This window comes from Streptomyces sp. NPDC048504 (assembly GCF_043200035.1).
Taxonomy (GTDB): Bacteria; Actinomycetota; Actinomycetes; order Streptomycetales; family Streptomycetaceae; genus Streptomyces.
Window position 1 is genome coordinate 238,732 of record NZ_JBICXA010000005.1, and the last position, 15,616, is coordinate 254,347.

Consider the following 15,616-nt stretch of genomic DNA (forward strand, 5'->3'; position numbering starts at 1 on the left):
GTAGCGAGGACGACCACGATGTCTCCACGGACAGGTGCCCGGCGCCGCGTCGGTTCCATACGTCTTTCCCTGATCCTGCTCGCCCTGGTCCCCAGCGTCACGCTGGCCGCCATGTGGGGCCTGACGACGACCCAGATGTTCGCGGAGGGGCTACGGCTGCGCTCGCAGACCGAGTTGAGCAGGTCGACCGGCGCCATGGGCACCGAGGCCGCGCTCGCGCTCCAGAAGGAGCGCAGTCTCTCGGCGGCGTGGATGGCGAATCCGCACGGCTCGCAGGCCGCGCTGGAGGCCCAGCGCACGGCGACGGACAAGGCGGTGGCCCAACTCGTGGGCCAGTCGGGCGCGATCAAGAAGGCGCCGTCCCGGATCAGGGACCGGATGTACTCGGTCGTCGCGTCGGTGGACAGCCTGGAGTACTACCGCAGCCAGGTGGACAAACCCACCGACATCACGGCCCAGCAGGTGCTGGACCAGTACACCTCGATCATCGACGACCAGATCCAGGCGTTCCAGGAGCTGTCCCAGGTCGACGACGGCGACCTCACCTCGCAGGCGGAGCCGCTCGTCGCACTGGAGCACGGCGCGGAGCTGGTCTCCCAGGAGGACGCGCAGCTGACACTGGCCTGGCACTCCGGATATGTGAACAACGAGTCGTGGGAGCAGTTCGCCGAGCTGGTGCACGCCCGGCGCTGGCTGGTCGAGGACCAGATCGCCACCGGGTTCCAGGGCGCCACCAAGACGCGGATCGAACACATTCTGCAGAGCGTCGAGTGGAGCACCCTGGAGTCCACGGAGGACGCGGTGCTCACGGCCGGTACGGCGGACAAGGCGGTGCCGGACGACGGCTCGGCCGGCCGGATCGCCCTGCCCGCCGAGCAGAAGCAGTGGAACGCGGCACTGACCCAAGTCGCCGACGAGTACGAGGTGTTGATCCGGCAGCAGACGTCCGCACTCCTCGACCGCAGCTCTCACAAGGCGCACAACCTGCTCGTCACCGCCGCCCTGCTGAGCGCGGGCGGACTCGGCGCCCTGCTGCTGTGCGTCGGCATGTCCTGGCGGATCACCCGCTCCCTGTCCCGTCGGCTGCGCGGCCTGAAGATCGCCACCCTGGGCCTCGCCGAGGACCGACTGCCCGACGTGGTGGCCCGGTTGAACCGGGGCGAGAAGATCGACGTGGAGTCGGCGACCCCGCCCCTGGACTACGGCAACGACGAACTCGGCCAGGTGGCCCAGGCGTTCAACACCGCGCAGCGCACCGCCGTGCACACCGCAGTCGAACTCGCCGACACCCGCAGGGGTTTCCAGAAGGTCATCCTCGGCATCGCCCGGCAGAGCCAGAACCTGGTCAACCTCCAGCTCACCAAGCTCGACCAGCTGGAGCGCCGGCACGACGACCCCGAGGTCCTGCGCGGCCTGTACGAACTGGACTCCACCGCAAGCCAGTTGCGCCGCTACGAGGAGAACCTCGTCGTCATCAGCGGCGAGCAGCCCCGCCGCAGCTGGACCGAACCGGTCGCCCTGATCGACATCCTGCGCAGCGCCGTCGGTGAAGTCGCCCAGTACCAGCGGGTGGAGGTGCACACCGAGGAGGAGGTGTGCCTCGCGCCGCCCGCGGTCGCGGACGTGATCCATCTGCTGGCCGAGCTGATCGACAACGCGACCGTGTACTCCCCCGCGCCGAGCCCCGTCGGGGTGCGGGCCGCGATGGTCGCCAAGGGACTCGTCATCGAGGTCGAGGACCGCGGGCTCGGCATGTCCGAGGAGGACTACGCCTCGCTCAACGAACAGCTGGCGGTGGCACCGCAGTTCGACGTGGTCGCCCTCGCCGACGACCTCCGGCTCGGCATGTTCGTGATCGCCCGGCTCGCCGTCCGGCACGGCATCGCGGTGACCCTGCGCTCCTCGCCGTACGGCGGCACGACCGCGATCGTGCTCATCCCGCACGAGATCGTCGTACCCGAGGCACCCGAGGAGTCCCCTCGGGGCGCCGTACGAGCCGCCGACGCGGAGGCCGTCGTAGCGGAGAAGGCGGAGCAGGCGGCCGTCCCCGGGTCGACGACCTTGGCCGATCGGGCAGTTGAGGCGTCGGGGCCCGCTCCCAAGGTCCGTCCCGTGATCCCCCCGGCGCGCTCGCCCGAGCCCTCCGGCGCCGCCGATCCGGGTGGGCTCACCCCATTGCCGCGGCGGGTGCCGCAGACCAGTCTGGCAAGTGAGTTGCGGGAGGAGGCCGTGGCGGCCGAGGAGGACCTGGAGCTGGAAGACTTCACCGCGGAGCGTGCGGCCTCCTCGCTGGCCGGGTTCCAGCGTGGCACGTTCCAGGCGCGAGACTCCATCGACGACGTCGCGCCGTCGCAGTACGACCGGGAGGAAGCAGCAGCCTCCCCCAATCCGCCCGCCGACCGCTCATGAAGGACTCCGCCATGACACGACCCGTCCCCGCCACGCACACCCAGCTCGACCAGTTGCTCACCGGACTCGTGGACCGGGTGGCCGAGGTGAACCAGGCCGTCGTGCTGTCCGAGGACGGCCTGGTCGTCAGCAAGTCCACCGGGTTCCTGCGCGACGACGCCGAGCGGCTCGCGGCCACCGCGTCCGGGCTGATGAGCCTCAGCAAGGGGGTCAGCATGGACTTCCGGGGCGGTCCGGTGCGCCAGGCGCTGATCGAGATGGCGAACAGCTATCTGATCCTCACCTCGGCGGGCCCCGGCGCCCATCTGGTCGTCCTGACCGGTCCGGGCGCGGACGTCGGGGTCGTGGCGTACCAGATGAACATGCTGGTGAAGAAGATAGGCGAGCATCTCAGCGCCGCGCCGCGGGCCAACGTCGGCCCCGCGGCCGGCTCCGGCGAGTGAGGTGAGCGGTGGCGACGCGGCGGGGCGGCTCGTACGGCCGTTCACGCTGACCGGTGGCAGAACCCGGCCCAGCCGCGCCGATTTCACCCTCATCACCACGGTGACCGCGGTCGATCCGGCGCCCGCGCGGGCGCCCCGGCCGCAGCCGGAACAGTCCCGCATCCTGCGGCTGTGCGCCGAGCCGCTGGCGGTGGCGGAGGTCGCCGCTCTTGTCGACCTTCCGGTGAGCGTGGTAGTGATCATGCTCTGCGATCTGCTGGAGGCTGGCCTGATCACGGCCCGGCCGCCGCACCCGGTCTCACGTACCAGCCCGGACCTGGACCTGCTGCAGAAAGTGAGGGAGGGCCTTGGCCGGCTCTGACACCATCGCTCCGGCACCCGCGCCGCCCGAGACGGTCAAGATCCTGATCGCGGGGGGCTTCGGCGTCGGCAAGACCACCATGGTCGGTTCGGTGAGCGAGATCGCGCCGCTGCGCACCGAGGAACCGCTGACCGTGGCGGGCCTCGCCGTCGACGACCTCGACGGCATCGAGGAGAAGCGGGCCACCACCGTGGCCCTGGACTTCGGCCGCATCACCATCGGCCAGGACCTGGTGCTCTACCTGTTCGGCACCCCGGGCCAGCAGCGCTTCTGGTTCATGTGGAACGACCTGGCCCTCGGCGCGCTCGGCGCGGTGGTCCTGATCGACGTCCGCCGCCCGAAGTCCAGCTTCGCGGCCGTCGACTTCTTCGAACGCCGTGGTATCCCGTTCGTGGTGGGCGTGAACGGCTTCTACGGCGAACACCCGTATCCCGCGGAGGCGGTGCGCGAGGCGCTGGCCCTCCCGGAGGACGTCCGCGTGCTGCTCTGTGACGCCCGTGAGCGCGACTCGTGCCGGAATGTACTGATCGCGCTGCTCGACCAGTTGATCGCCGCCGCCATCGAGGACGGCGGGGGCGGCAAACTCACTCGTCCGCCCCGCTGAGCGGCTCGTCCGAGGGGCCGATGACCCGGGCCGTGAGGTCCGGGTCGGACATGTCCCGGTCGAAGGGGAACATGGGCCGCCGGATGCGGTGATGCCCGAGCCGGACGAGGTCCTGGTCGACCCCGCCCGGGGTGAGTGCCATCTTCCAGTCGGCGGCCATGGCGAAGAGTTCGGGTTCGAGATAGCCGATCTTGACGAGCACGAGATCGGCGGAGCGCGGGTCCAACTCCAGTTCGGTGAAGTCGTGTTCGTGGTGGTACGGCTTCCGCAGCCGGGTCAGGATCACGTACACGCTGCCGACCCTGAGGACGACCTCGGTCTCCGCGTCCCGGTCGCCGTGCCGGATCGAGTGCACGACCCCGGTGAGGGTGAGCGGGCCCGCGTGGCGGTCGTCGACCTCGGCGCCCGCCGTGACGGTGACGGTGGCGCCCACGCCCGCTTCTACGGCTGTGGCTACGGCGGACGGTCCGGGCAGCGATGCGTAGATGACCGTGGGCCCGTCCTGGTCTTTGAACTCCGGGCGTTCCAGGACCTGTTGGAGGCCCCAGGTGACGTCTCCGGCGCCGCCCGCGGTCGGGTTGTCGCCGGTGTCGCTGATGAAGTACGGGCGTTCGGTGGAGGACAGGGCCTCGTCCAGGCACTCGTCCAGGGTTCCGGTCGGGGCGACGAACTCGAAGTCGTGCCTTGCCTCCCAGAAGCTGCGGGCCAACTGTTCGGCACCTGCGGTGACTTGGGGAGCTGACGGGCCTGTGACGACGACCGCGGCGCGGTTGCGGGGCTCGTCCGCCCAGGCGTAGCCGACCCAGATCGCCGCGTCGGTGACTCCCTCTCTTGCCTCGATCTGTTCTACCGCCGCGTACACGCTCTTCGCCGGTTCGATACGGGTGGAGGTCTGTTCGCCTGCGAGCAGTACCGGGACCGGGATCCAGGCCTTGACCGGGCGGGGTGTGCCGCTAGCCAAGAGGTCTACGAGGTTGCGGGCGGCGCGTTCCTTGGTGTCCATGGCGTCCTCGTGGGGGGCCATGCGGTAGCAGGTGATCAGGTCGCTGGCGTGGACGAGTTCGCGGGAGACGTTGCCGTGCAGGTCCATTGAGGTCGATACGAGGGTGTCCGGGCCGATGGTTTCCCGGATGCGGGCGAGGAGTTGGGCCTCGGCGTCGTCTGTGCCCTCTACTGTCATCGCGCCGTGGATGTCGTACCAGAGGCCGTCCAGGGGGCCCAACTCGCTTAGGCGGGTTATGAGTTCGTCGGTCAGTTCGGCGTATGCGGCTGCGGTTACCGTGCCGCCGGGGAGGGCCTTGCCGACCAGGGCGCCCTGCCAGTCTGCGGCTTCCCTGAGCGGGGTGCCGGGGGCCAGGAAGGGGTAGCGGGTGAGGACTTGGGGGCCTCGTTGGGGGTGGAAGGCCGGGGCTTCTGTGCGGGCCGGGGAGAAGGTTGAGGACTCGATGCCTAGGCCTGCGATGGCGATTACGGGACGGGAAGAAGGCACGGGGGGCTCCAGGTCGTATGTCGTCTGCGGGCTCGTTGTGGCTGGTCGCGCAGTTCCCCGCGCCCCTGGGGGTGTCACCTCGCCCCGGATTGATCAGTGACCGTCTGGAGTGCTTGCGCCAGGGCCCGTTGCAACGCGAACTGGCCTGCGCCCACCAGCCCCGCGTCCGCGCCCAGGCTCGCGCGTTCGATTGCCAGGTGTTCCGTGACCAGGGGGTGGCAGCCCTCGTAGAGCTGGCTGCGGACTGCTGCTACGAAGGGTTCCAGGGTGGAGAGGATGCCGCCCAGGTACACGGCGTCGGGGTTGAAGAAGTTGACGTTGGCGGCCAGGACCTGGCCCAGGTAGCGGCCGGCCTGGCGGACGGCGCGGGTGGCCTCGGGGTGGGCGTCGGTGGCGAGTTGTACGACGTCCTCGGTGGATGTCACGGCGAGGCCGTGGCCGTGCAGGATGCGAACGAGGGCGGCGCCGGAGGCGACGGTCTCCAGGCAGCCGGTGTTGCCGCAGGAGCAGGGGGTGTCCTGGGCGGCCTCGACGCGGACGTGGGTGATCTCGCCGGCGGCGCCGGTGCCGCCGCGGTAGAGGCGGCCGTCGGCGATGACACCGGCGCCGATCCCGGTGCCCACCTTGACCATGATCGACTGGCGGCGCTCGGCGGGCTGGACGGTGTGCTCGCCCACGGCCATGCAGTTGGCGTCGTTCTCGACGGCGGCCGGTACCTCGAAGCGTTCGGCGAGCCAGTCGCGGATGGGGAACTTGTTCCAGCCGGGCATGCGGGCGGGCAGCGTGACGGTCCCGGAAGCGATGTCGACCGGGCCGGGCAGGCACAGGCCCACGCCCCGGAGTCGTTCGCGTCCGTGCCGGTCGGCGAGTGCGGTGAGTGTCTCGGCGAGGCCTGGCAGCGCGGCCTCGGGGCCGTCCGCCGTGGGGAATGGCACGGTCGATACGTCCGTGAGGCCGCCGCCGGGGAGTACAACCCCTACGTGCGCATGCTTGCCGCCGAGCTCCGCCGCGACCGCGAACCCGTCGCTGCCGCCCAGCCGCAGCACCTTGCGCGGGCGGCCGCCGGTGGAGGAGCGCGTGCCGTGCTCGGCGACCAGGCCCAGGGACACCAGCTGGCCCACCGCGAGGGAGATCGTCGAAGGCGCGGCGCCGAGCAGTTCGGCGAGTTCGGTGCGGGTGGCGGCCTGCCCGGAGGCGAGGAGTTCGAGGACGTGCTCGGCCAGTGAGGAGACGCCCGAGGCGCTCTTCCGGCGGTGCGCACTTTTTTCAGGCATAGAGGAAGTTACTTCCGGATCGGCGATCGGGGCGATGAGCGTAAGCCACTCGGACACCCTCTCCGCTTTTTTCAGAACAGCAGAAACAGGCTTTTTACAGCGAGACGCCTGTTTCTTCGACACCAGGGGTCGTTGACTGTCCTCACTCCGGCCTCCGCCCCTCTTTTTCCGAGGAGAACCATGTCCCCTGTTCGCCTGAGACTCCTCACCGGTGCCTCCCTGACCACGGCCTCGCTGCTGCTCACGGGCTGTTCCGGGTCGAGCGGCACGTCGTCGTCCGGGTCGCACGACTCGATCAACTACGCGCTGCCCGCGAACTTCACCCCGAACTGGATCCTGCCGATCGGCACGGCGGCCCACCTCAACACCAACAACATCTCCATCGCGAACTCGCTGTGGGAGCCGCTCATCGCCTACGACGGCTCGACCGGGACCATGGGCTGGAACAAGAAGGGCTCGGTGGCGACCGCCGCCGACTTCGCGGCCGACAACAAGAGCGTCACGATCACCCTCGGCGACCGGCACTGGAGCGACGGGAAGCCGATCACCTCCGCCGACGTGAAGTTCTGGTTCGACCTCATCAAGGCGAACAAGGCGCAGTGGGCGGGCTACAACCCGGGCAAGGCGCCGGACAACTGGACGTCCTTCAAGACCGTGGACACCAGTCACTTCACGATCACGTTCGACAAGGCCTACAACCCGCAGTGGATGCTGGCCAATGAGCTGAGTTCCATCACGCCGCTCCCCCAGCACGTGTGGGACAAGGCCGGGGACGCCAAGAAGGACTGGACGTACCTCAACAACGCGGCCAAGAACATCAGCGGTTACGCGACGAACGCCCTGTGGAAGACGACCAGCGGCCCCTACGCCGTCAAGTCCTTCTCCACGGCCGGCAAGGTCGTCCTGACCGCCAACGCGAAGTACGACGGCGGCGAGAAGCCCGGCATCCCCACCGTGAACCTCCTTCCGTTCACGACGGCCGACGCCGAGAAGAACGCGCTGCGGTCCGGGAGCGTCGACTACGGCTACATCGAGGCGACCGACCTCGACCAGAAGGCGAGTTTCACCGCGCAGGGCTACACGGTGAAGCCGTGGTCGGGCTGGGCGATCACCTACATGCCGTACAACTTCAACAACCCTTCCATGGGTGCCGTGTTCAAGCAGCTCTACGCCCGGCAGGCGGTGCAGCGGTCGATCGACCAGAGCTCGCTGGCGAAGGTCATCTTCAACGGCACGGCGGTGCCGGGATACGGGCCCATCCCGCAGGCGCAGAGTTCGTCGTTCCTGTCGGCGACGCAGAAGAGCGACCCCTACCCGTTCTCGACCTCGGCCGCCAAGTCCCTGCTCAGCGGCCATGGTTGGAGCGAGCAGGGCGGGGTCATGACCTGCATCAGCCCGGGCACCGGTGCCGCCCAGTGCGGTGACGGGGTCGCCAAGGGGACGAAGTTCCAGATGCAGGTGCTGTCGCAGTCCGGTTCGACGGTGACCGACAACATGATGAGCGCGATCCAGTCCTCGCTCGCGAAGACCGGCATCAAGTTCTCCATCAAGACCGCGCCCGTCAACTCCGTGCTGTCGCAGACCCCGCAGTGCACGGCCTCGCAGTCGATCTGCAAGTGGCAGCTGTCCTTCTTCGGTACGGCGGGCAGCTGGTACTTCCCGGCCTTCCCGACCGGTGACTCGCTCTTCCAGACGAAGGGCGGCGCGAACTTCGGGAACTACTCCAACGCGGACGTCGACAAGCTCATCTCCTCGTCCACGACGTCGAGTTCGACGCAGGAGATCCAGGACTACAGCGCGGCCCTCGCCAAGGATCTGCCGGTGATCTGGCTGCCCGAGCCGGACTACCAGATCTCGGTCGTCAAGAACGGCCTCGGCGGCTTCACCCAGGACCCGCTCGCCAACTTCCACCCGGCACAGTGGAAGTGGACCAGCTGAGGTATGGACACCCTCCTGTATCTGACCCGGCGGATCGCCCAGGCGCTGGTCGTGATCCTCATCGTGACAGTCGTGGTGTTCGGTCTGCTGCACGCGCTGCCCGGGGGTCCCGCGCGCGGGATCCTCGGCCCGCAGGCAACGCCTCAACAGGTCACGTTGTTCAACCACGACCAGGGGCTCGACCGGCCGCTGCCCGTGCAGTACCTGTACTACCTGCGGCAGTTGCTGCACGGGGACCTCGGGACGTCGTACACGCTGAATGAGGCGGTGTCCCGGCTCATCGAGCAACGGCTGCCAAAGACACTGGTGTTGACCGTTCTGTCTGCCGTTCTCGGGCTGGCGCTCGCGATTCCGCTGGGCATGTGGCAGGCGGTTCGGCGGAACAAGCCGGCCGACTATGTCATTACGGCCTTGAGCTTCGTGGCGTACTCGACTCCCGTGTATTTCCTGGGACTTGTGCTGGTGCTGGTCTTCACGCAGATGGTGCGGTGGTTTCCCTCGCAGGCGCCGCAGGGGGACACGGTGGCTCAGGTCTTCGCGGATCCTGTGGCGTTGGTGCTGCCTGTGGTGACCGGGGCGGCCTCGATGGTTGCTGTGTTCAGTCGGTATATGCGGGCTGCGACGTTGGAGAACCTGTCCGAGGACTATGTCCGTACGGCTCGGGCGGGGGGTTCGCGGCAGCGGGCGATTCTCTTCAAGCACGTGTTCCGGAACTCGTTGACGCCGGTGATCGCGATGCTGGGGTACTACGTGCCGGTGCTGTTCGGGGGTGCGCTGGTTGTTGAGCAGCTCTTCAACTACCCCGGGATGGGGCTGTTGTTCTGGAGTGCGGCTCAGTCTTCGGACTATCCGGTGCTGCTCGGGTGCGTGCTCGTCATATCCGTCGCGACTGTGGTGGGGACACTGCTCGCGGATGTCGTTCAGAGGGTTGTTGATCCTCGGGTCAAAGGGGGCCGGGCGTGAGTGTTCAAAGTGCCGGTCGGTCGGGGCTGGTCGCGCAGTTCCCCGCGCCCCTAGTAGCGCGCTTCGCGCGCAATAGACTCGCGGTTGCCGGACTCGTCGTCGTTGCCCTCTTTCTTCTCTTCTGCTTCGTGGGGCCGCTCCTTTACTCCACCGATCAGATCCACACCGACCTCACGCAGGTCAATCTCCGGCCCAACGGGGCGCATTGGCTCGGTACCGACGCTGTCGGGCATGACGAGTTGGGGCGGCTTATGTACGGCGGGAAGGTCTCGCTGCTTGTCGGGCTTGCCGCCGGCGTTCTCGCCACCGTCATCGGGACGGTCTGGGGGGCGGTCGCCGGGTATGCGGGTGGGTGGGTCGATGCCGTGATGATGCGGGTTGTCGATGCCGGGATCGCCATTCCCGCGCTGTTCATCCTGCTGGTCGTGTCCGCCATCACCACGCCTGGCGTGCCTGGGCTGATCGTGATTCTCGGGTTGGTGTCCTGGCTCGTGCCTTCGCGGCTGGTTCGGGCGGAGACGTTGACCTTGAAGAGCCGGGACTATGTGCTGACCCTGCGGGCCATCGGTGGTTCGCACAGCCGGGCCATCACGCGGCACATCCTGCCCAACTCGGTGTCGACGATCGTCGTCGCGGCCACTTTCCAGGTCGCCGACGCGATTCTGCTCGTCGCCTATGTGTCCTATCTGGGACTGGGAGTCCAGCCGCCGTCGACCGACTGGGGCGGCATGCTGTCGGCCGGGCTGACGGCCGCCTACTCGGGACGCTGGTGGCTGATCGTGCCGCCGGGTCTCGCGATCATCCTCGTCGTGTGCGCGTTCAACGCGGTCGGCGACGGGCTGCGCGACGCGTTCGACGTGAGGGGACGGGGATGAACAGCATCCTGGAGATAGACAATCTGGGCGTCGTCTTTTCCACCGAGAGCGGTGATGTGCCGGCCGTGCGTGGGGTGTCGTTGCGGGTGGAGCCCGGTGAGACTCTTGCCCTCGTCGGTGAGTCCGGGTCCGGGAAGTCGACCGTCGCGCTCGCCGCTCTTGGGTTGTTGCCCGGCAACGCCCGTGCGTCCGGGGGCGTTTCGGTCGGCGGTACGGATGTCGTGGGGGCCGGTGAGGCCGAACTCGCGCGGCTGCGGGGGCGTACGGCTTCGATGGTGTTCCAGGAGCCGGCCACCGCGCTGGATCCGCTGACCCGAATTGGTAAGCAGATAGCGGAAGTTGTACGGAATCACCGGGACGTCTCCCGGCAGGAGGCGGCCGCTGAAGCTGTCGCGTTGCTGGGAAGGGTTGGGATTCCCGAGCCTGAACGGCGGGCCTCCGCCTTTCCGTTCCAGTTGTCCGGTGGGCAGCGGCAGCGGGTCGTGATAGCGATGGCCATCGCCAACTCGCCCGGGTTGCTGGTCGCCGATGAGCCGACCACCGCGCTGGACGTCACCGTGCAGGCCGAAATCCTGGATCTGCTGCGGGCGTTGGCCGCCGACTCCGGGACCGGGGTGCTGCTGGTCACGCACAACATGGGGGTCGTCGCCGACTTCGCCGATCGGGTCGCCGTGATGCTGGAGGGGGAGGTCGTGGAGACCGGGGCGGTGGAGGACGTGCTGTTGCGGCCCACTCATGAGTACACGCGGCGGTTGTTGGCCGCTGTGCCTCGGCTCGCGGTGAGCGAGGGGGTGGGTGCTGCCGTACGCGAGCAGGTCGAGACGGCCGCTCCTGTGGTCGAACTGCGGGATGTTTCCGTCCAGTTCGGGCGTGGGCCGCGTGCCGTGCGGGCGCTGGAGGAGGTGTCGCTCACCGTGCGGGCGGGCGAGACCGTGGGGCTTGTCGGTGAGTCCGGGTCCGGGAAGTCGACCGCCGCCCGGGTGGCTCTTGGGCTGGTCTCGCCGGAGTCGGGGAGTGTTTCACTCTTCGGGGCCGATCTGCGCAGGGCGCGGGGGCGGGCTCGGCGGGCGCTGCTGGCCGGGGTCGGTGTGGTGTTGCAGGATCCGGTGGCCTCGTTGGACGCGCGGATGAGTGTCGCGGAGTGCGTGGCCGAGCCGTTGCGGGTGCACCGGCGTGGGATGGGTGCCGCCGAACGGCGCGAGCGGGTTGCGGAGGTGCTCGAACTGGTGCGGCTGCCCCGGGAGTTGGCGCGGCGCGGGCCGCGTGAGCTGTCCGGTGGGCAGCGGCAGCGGGTGAGTCTCGCCCGGGCGCTGGTCCTCGAACCGCGGTTGCTGGTCGCGGACGAGCCGACGAGCGCGCTGGACGTGAGTGTGCAGCAGACCGTGCTGGACGTGATCGCCGAGTTGCAGGGAGAGCTCGGGTTCGCTTGTCTCTTCGTCTCGCACGACCTAGCCGTGGTGCAGCAGTTCGCCGGGCGCGTGGTCGTGATGCGGGGCGGGCGGGTCGAGGAACAGGGGCCGACCATGAGCACGTTGCTGCACCCGGAGACGGAGTACACGCGCCGGCTCATCGCCGCCGTGCCCGTGCCCGATCCGGTGCTCCAACGGGAGCGCAGGGAACGTCGGTTGGCGTTGGGGACAGGGGTCGGCGCGTGACGGACTCCCCGGGGGTGGTCGTCGGCGTCGACATCGGCGGGACGACCACCCAGGTCGTGCTGTGCACGGCCGAACTCGACGTCCTGGACCGGACGGAGGTCCCGACACCCGCGAGTGAGGGCGGGGCGGCGATGGTCGGTGCCGCGCTCTCCGCGCTACGGCTGCTGCTGGACCGTACGCCCGCCCGGTTGCTCGGGGTCGGGGTCGGCGCGGCCGGGCTCGTGGATGTGCGGGCCGGGCGGATCCTCGTGGCGAGCGACTCCTTCCGCGACTGGGCGGGGTTCGAGGTGACGGCGACCGTCCAACAGGCCCTCGGTGTACCGGCGTTCCTCGACAACGACGTGAACGCGTTTCTGCGCGGGGAGGTCGCGAAGGGTGCGGTCGTCGGCGAGGAAAACGTGCTCGGGATGACGCTCGGCACGGGGGTGGGTGGCGCGCTCTGGCTGAATGGCGCCCTTTACGACGGGCCGCGCGGGGCGGCGGGCGAGATCGGCCACGTGCCCGGGTTCGGTGAACTGCCGTGCACGTGCGGGGGAAGAGGGCACCTGGAGACGCTGGCGTCGGGGCGGTCGATCGCGGCGCGGTACGGGGAGCGGACGGGGCGTGCGCTCACGGCCCGTGAGGTCGCCGAGGCGGCCCGGTCGGGCGATCCGGACGCGTGGGAGGTGTACGCGGCGGTGGGGCGCGGTGTCGCCCGTGCGCTGCTGATCACGGCGGGGCTGCTGGATGTCACGACGTGTGTGATCGGCGGGGGTGTCAGCCGGTCGTGGGCACTTCTCGAGTCGGCCGTGCAGGAGACGTTGGCGCTGGAGCCGCCGGTGAGCGGTCACCCGGTGCGGGTGCTGCCGGCGCGGCTGGGCGGGGACGCGGTGGCGGTCGGGGCGGCGGCCCGGGCGCGGGCGGAACTCGGTGTGGGTGCGGGTGTGTGAGGTGCCGTAGGGGGTGCTGATCCACACAGGCCACCCTCAGTCGACTCCTACGTGAACGACGGGAATCGGCCAAGCGCGACCGTGTGATTGACGCACACGTGCCCCATCTCTACCTTCTGATCGACTTACCGAACTCCGTTCGGGATGTCGAACACGTAGGACTACTGGGCCGCCCCGCACCCCCTGGAGAACACATGGCCGTCCCCCCTCTCCCCCACCCGTCCCGCCGCCTGTTCCTCGGCATGGCCGCGACCGTCCCCCTGGCGGCCACCGGCACGCTCACGCTCGGCGCGGGCAGCGCACAGGCCGCCACCGACTCGGCTTATGTCATGGCCTACTTCACCGAGTCGCCGACGTTCCTGGGCGCCAACTACGGCCTGCACCTGGCCGTCAGCGCCGACGGTCTGCAGTGGACGCCGCTCAACCAGAACGCCCCCGTCGCCACCCCCACCGCCGGCTCCCTGGGCCTGCGCGACCCGTTCATCCTGCGCAAGCAGGACGGCACGTTCGTGGTCCTCGCGACCGACCTCAACGGCACCGACTGGTCGTACGTCAGCCAGTACATCCATGTCTGGGACTCCGCCGATCTGCGTACCTTCACCGGCTACCGGCGGATGAAGGTGCACGACCTGGACACCCACGCCTGGGCGCCGGAGTCGTTCTGGGACGCGGGGCGCGGGCAGTACGGCGTGATCTACTCGGCCGTCAACGACAGCGGGCACAACGTCATCATGGTCAACTACACCAGCGACTTCGTGACCGCCGGTGATCCGCAGGTGTTCTTCGACCCCGGGTACGACGTCATCGACGGTGATCTCGCCGTGGGGGTGAACGGGGTCAACTACCTCTACTTCAAGAAGAATTCGACGCTGGTCGGCGCGAAGTCCACGTCCCTGGACCCGGGCAGTTTCACCGAGTTCAGCACGGCGGTCTCGCACAACGGCACCGAGGCGCCGACGTTGGTCAAGTCCCTTGCGTCCAGCGGTACTTGGTACCTCTGGGGTGACACCTGGGATCCCAACGGCGTCTTCTACGCCTGGCAGACCAGCAGTCTCGCCGCCGGCACCTGGACGGCCGTGGACCAGAAGCTCTACACGCAGCCGCTCAACTCCAAGCACTGCGGCATCCAGCCGATCACCACGGCCGAGTACAACAACCTGATCGCCAAGTGGGGCACCCCCGCCTGGAACCGGCTCAAATCCTACAACTACCCGGCCCGTTACGTCCGGCACGCCAACTTCGTCGGGCGGATCGACGAGTACGCCTTCGACCCGTACACCGACTCGCAGTGGACGCTGGTGCCGGGTCTCGCGGACAGCGCCGGGGTGTCCTTCCAGTCGGTCAACTACCCGACCCGCTATCTGCGGCACTACGACTACGCGCTCCAACTCGACGTGAACGACGGCACGTCGACGTTCGCCGGGGACGCGACGTTCTACCGGACCGCGGGGCTCGCGGACTCCACCTGGGCGTCGTTCCGGTCGTACAACAATCCGACGCGCTACATCCGGCACTCGAACTACGTCCTGCGGATCGACCCGATCTCGACGGCCACGGACCAGCAGGACGCGACGTTCCGCGTCGGGTACTGAGCACGACGCGGGTGCCTCCCGGAGAAACGGAGGCACCCGCGTCGTCGCCGGGGAAAGTCAGCTCAGGCCGGCCGTCTTCAGCCAGGCCTTCGCGACGTCCAGCGGGTCCTTGTTCTGGGACTGGACCTGGGTGTCGAGGTCCAGCAGGGTCGCCGTGTCGAGCTTCGCGGAAACCGCGTTGAGGGCGGCGACACCGGCCGCGGAGAGGCCGCTCTTGTAGACGAGGGGCTGCACGTTCTCGAAGCCGAAGAGCCTCTTCGGGTCCTGGAGCGTGACGTGCTTCTCCTTGACGATGGTCGGGTCCGTGCTGAAGAGGTCGGCCGCCTGCACCGTGTTCTTCTTCAGCGCGGCCGCCGTCAGCGGGCCGCCCGCGTCCAGCGCCTTGAAGGACTTGAACTCCAGGCCGTAGACCGCCTTCAGGCCCACCAGGCCCTGCTGCCGGGTCTGGAACTCCGGCGAGGCGCCGATGACCAGGTCCTTCGCGATGGACTTGAGGTCCGCGATGGAGGAGTCGGACGTGAGGCTGTACTTCTTCGCGGTCTCCGCGTTGAGCGTGACCGTGTCCTTGTCCTCGGCGGCCGCCGGGTCCAGCAGCGTCAGCTTGGAGTCCAGCTTGGCGTTGATCGCGGCCGTGGTCGCCGCGAGGGTCGCCGGGGTGGCCTTCGGGTCGAGGTAGGCCAGCAGCGCGCCGTTATACTCGGGCAGCACGGAGATCGTGCCGTTCTTGAGCAGGCCGTAGGTCGTCTCGCGGCTGCCGATGTTCGGCTTGTAAGTGACCTTGACGCCCTTGGCCTTGAGGGCCTCGCCGTAGATGTCGGCGATCAGAATGCTCTCGGCGAAGTTGTTCGAGCCGACGACGACGGTGTCGCCACTGGCCTTGCCGCCCGAGAGCGGGTTGTCGGACTTGCTGTCGGAGGACGAACCACATCCCGTGACAAGCGCAGCCGTCGCGGCGAGCGCGATGGCGGCCGCGCCGGGGTACCTAGTGCTGGACCAGCTGTTCTTCGCTTTAGAAGTCACAATTCCCGTTCCGGGTTTGGATGTTGGCACAGGCGTGCAGGCATGGCTGTGGCGTCCACGCGCG

At 68.7% G+C, this 15,616-nt stretch carries 13 protein-coding genes; 10 read left to right on the plus strand and 3 right to left on the minus strand.

All coding sequences use genetic code 11. From position 1 onward, the window contains the following. Positions 1–18: 18 nt before the first annotated feature. The 4 genes from ACGFY9_RS14860 to ACGFY9_RS14875 are packed head-to-tail and all read left to right on the plus strand — an operon-like array spanning position 19 to position 3,817. Positions 19–2,409: a nitrate- and nitrite sensing domain-containing protein gene (locus tag ACGFY9_RS14860; RefSeq protein ID WP_393754129.1), complete on the plus strand. Its 2,391-nt coding sequence runs from the start codon at positions 19–21 to the stop codon at positions 2,407–2,409. Between the two features lie 11 nt (positions 2,410–2,420). Beyond that, positions 2,421–2,852: a roadblock/LC7 domain-containing protein gene (locus ACGFY9_RS14865; protein WP_019071426.1), complete on the plus strand. Its 432-nt coding sequence runs from the start codon at positions 2,421–2,423 to the stop codon at positions 2,850–2,852. A 1-nt stretch (position 2,853) separates the two neighbouring features. Next, a complete protein-coding gene (locus ACGFY9_RS14870) occupies positions 2,854–3,213 on the plus strand; it encodes a DUF742 domain-containing protein (RefSeq protein ID WP_393754131.1) in 360 nt (119 codons plus the stop codon). Next, positions 3,200–3,817 carry an ATP/GTP-binding protein gene (locus ACGFY9_RS14875; RefSeq protein ID WP_019062797.1) on the plus strand — a complete coding sequence of 206 codons (618 nt, stop codon included), beginning with the start codon at positions 3,200–3,202 and terminating at the stop codon, positions 3,815–3,817. The genes ACGFY9_RS14870 and ACGFY9_RS14875 overlap by 14 nt, the downstream gene beginning before the upstream one ends. Here the strand turns inward: ACGFY9_RS14875 and ACGFY9_RS14880 are convergent. Then, positions 3,798–5,306 (minus strand): M81 family metallopeptidase, encoded by a 1,509-nt coding sequence (locus tag ACGFY9_RS14880; protein ID WP_393754133.1) that lies wholly within the window; start codon positions 5,304–5,306, stop codon positions 3,798–3,800. The two genes, ACGFY9_RS14875 and ACGFY9_RS14880, sit on opposite strands and share 20 nt — an antisense overlap. A gap of 74 nt (positions 5,307–5,380) precedes the next feature. Continuing rightward, a complete protein-coding gene (locus ACGFY9_RS14885) occupies positions 5,381–6,580 on the minus strand; it encodes an ROK family protein (protein ID WP_393754135.1) in 1,200 nt (399 codons plus the stop codon). Between the two features lie 180 nt (positions 6,581–6,760). Here ACGFY9_RS14885 and ACGFY9_RS14890 point away from each other — a divergent pair, with 180 nt between their 5' ends. The 6 genes from ACGFY9_RS14890 (at position 6,761) to ACGFY9_RS14915 (ending at position 14,532) form a co-directional block, all read left to right on the plus strand. Beyond that, positions 6,761–8,518: a peptide ABC transporter substrate-binding protein gene (locus ACGFY9_RS14890; RefSeq protein ID WP_393754137.1), complete on the plus strand. Its 1,758-nt coding sequence runs from the start codon at positions 6,761–6,763 to the stop codon at positions 8,516–8,518. Between the two features lie 3 nt (positions 8,519–8,521). Beyond that, positions 8,522–9,481 carry an ABC transporter permease gene (locus ACGFY9_RS14895; protein WP_393754139.1) on the plus strand — a complete coding sequence of 320 codons (960 nt, stop codon included), beginning with the start codon at positions 8,522–8,524 and terminating at the stop codon, positions 9,479–9,481. Further along, the gene (locus tag ACGFY9_RS14900) at positions 9,478–10,356 is read left to right on the plus strand and encodes an ABC transporter permease (RefSeq protein WP_393754141.1); all 879 of its coding nucleotides are present in this window, start codon (positions 9,478–9,480) and stop codon (positions 10,354–10,356) included. Before ACGFY9_RS14895 ends, ACGFY9_RS14900 begins: the two co-directional genes overlap by 4 nt. After that, a complete protein-coding gene (locus ACGFY9_RS14905; RefSeq protein WP_393754143.1) occupies positions 10,353–12,011 on the plus strand; it encodes a dipeptide ABC transporter ATP-binding protein in 1,659 nt (552 codons plus the stop codon). The genes ACGFY9_RS14900 and ACGFY9_RS14905 overlap by 4 nt, the downstream gene beginning before the upstream one ends. Further along, the gene (locus ACGFY9_RS14910; RefSeq protein WP_393754144.1) at positions 12,008–12,940 is read left to right on the plus strand and encodes an ROK family protein; all 933 of its coding nucleotides are present in this window, start codon (positions 12,008–12,010) and stop codon (positions 12,938–12,940) included. Before ACGFY9_RS14905 ends, ACGFY9_RS14910 begins: the two co-directional genes overlap by 4 nt. Before the next feature lie 194 nt (positions 12,941–13,134). Further along, the gene (locus tag ACGFY9_RS14915) at positions 13,135–14,532 is read left to right on the plus strand and encodes a glycoside hydrolase family 43 protein (protein WP_393754146.1); all 1,398 of its coding nucleotides are present in this window, start codon (positions 13,135–13,137) and stop codon (positions 14,530–14,532) included. A gap of 57 nt (positions 14,533–14,589) precedes the next feature. On the opposite strand, the gene ACGFY9_RS14920 is transcribed toward ACGFY9_RS14915, so the two are convergent. Beyond that, the gene (locus ACGFY9_RS14920; RefSeq protein WP_393754147.1) at positions 14,590–15,552 is read right to left on the minus strand and encodes an ABC transporter substrate-binding protein; all 963 of its coding nucleotides are present in this window, start codon (positions 15,550–15,552) and stop codon (positions 14,590–14,592) included. Positions 15,553–15,616: the final 64 nt, after the last annotated feature.

What these genes read in the sequence shown, in the direction of transcription:
- ACGFY9_RS14860 (WP_393754129.1), top strand. Translation starts at nt 19, where the DNA reads ATGTCTCCACGGACAGGTGCCCGGCGCCGCGTCGGTTCCATACGTCTT.
- ACGFY9_RS14865 (WP_019071426.1), top strand. Translation starts at nt 2,421, where the DNA reads ATGACACGACCCGTCCCCGCCACGCACACCCAGCTCGACCAGTTGCTC.
- ACGFY9_RS14885 (WP_393754135.1), bottom strand. Translation starts at nt 6,580, where the DNA reads ATGCCTGAAAAAAGTGCGCACCGCCGGAAGAGCGCCTCGGGCGTCTCC.
- ACGFY9_RS14890 (WP_393754137.1), top strand. Translation starts at nt 6,761, where the DNA reads ATGTCCCCTGTTCGCCTGAGACTCCTCACCGGTGCCTCCCTGACCACG.
- ACGFY9_RS14895 (WP_393754139.1), top strand. Translation starts at nt 8,522, where the DNA reads ATGGACACCCTCCTGTATCTGACCCGGCGGATCGCCCAGGCGCTGGTC.
- ACGFY9_RS14905 (WP_393754143.1), top strand. Translation starts at nt 10,353, where the DNA reads ATGAACAGCATCCTGGAGATAGACAATCTGGGCGTCGTCTTTTCCACC.
- ACGFY9_RS14915 (WP_393754146.1), top strand. Translation starts at nt 13,135, where the DNA reads ATGGCCGTCCCCCCTCTCCCCCACCCGTCCCGCCGCCTGTTCCTCGGC.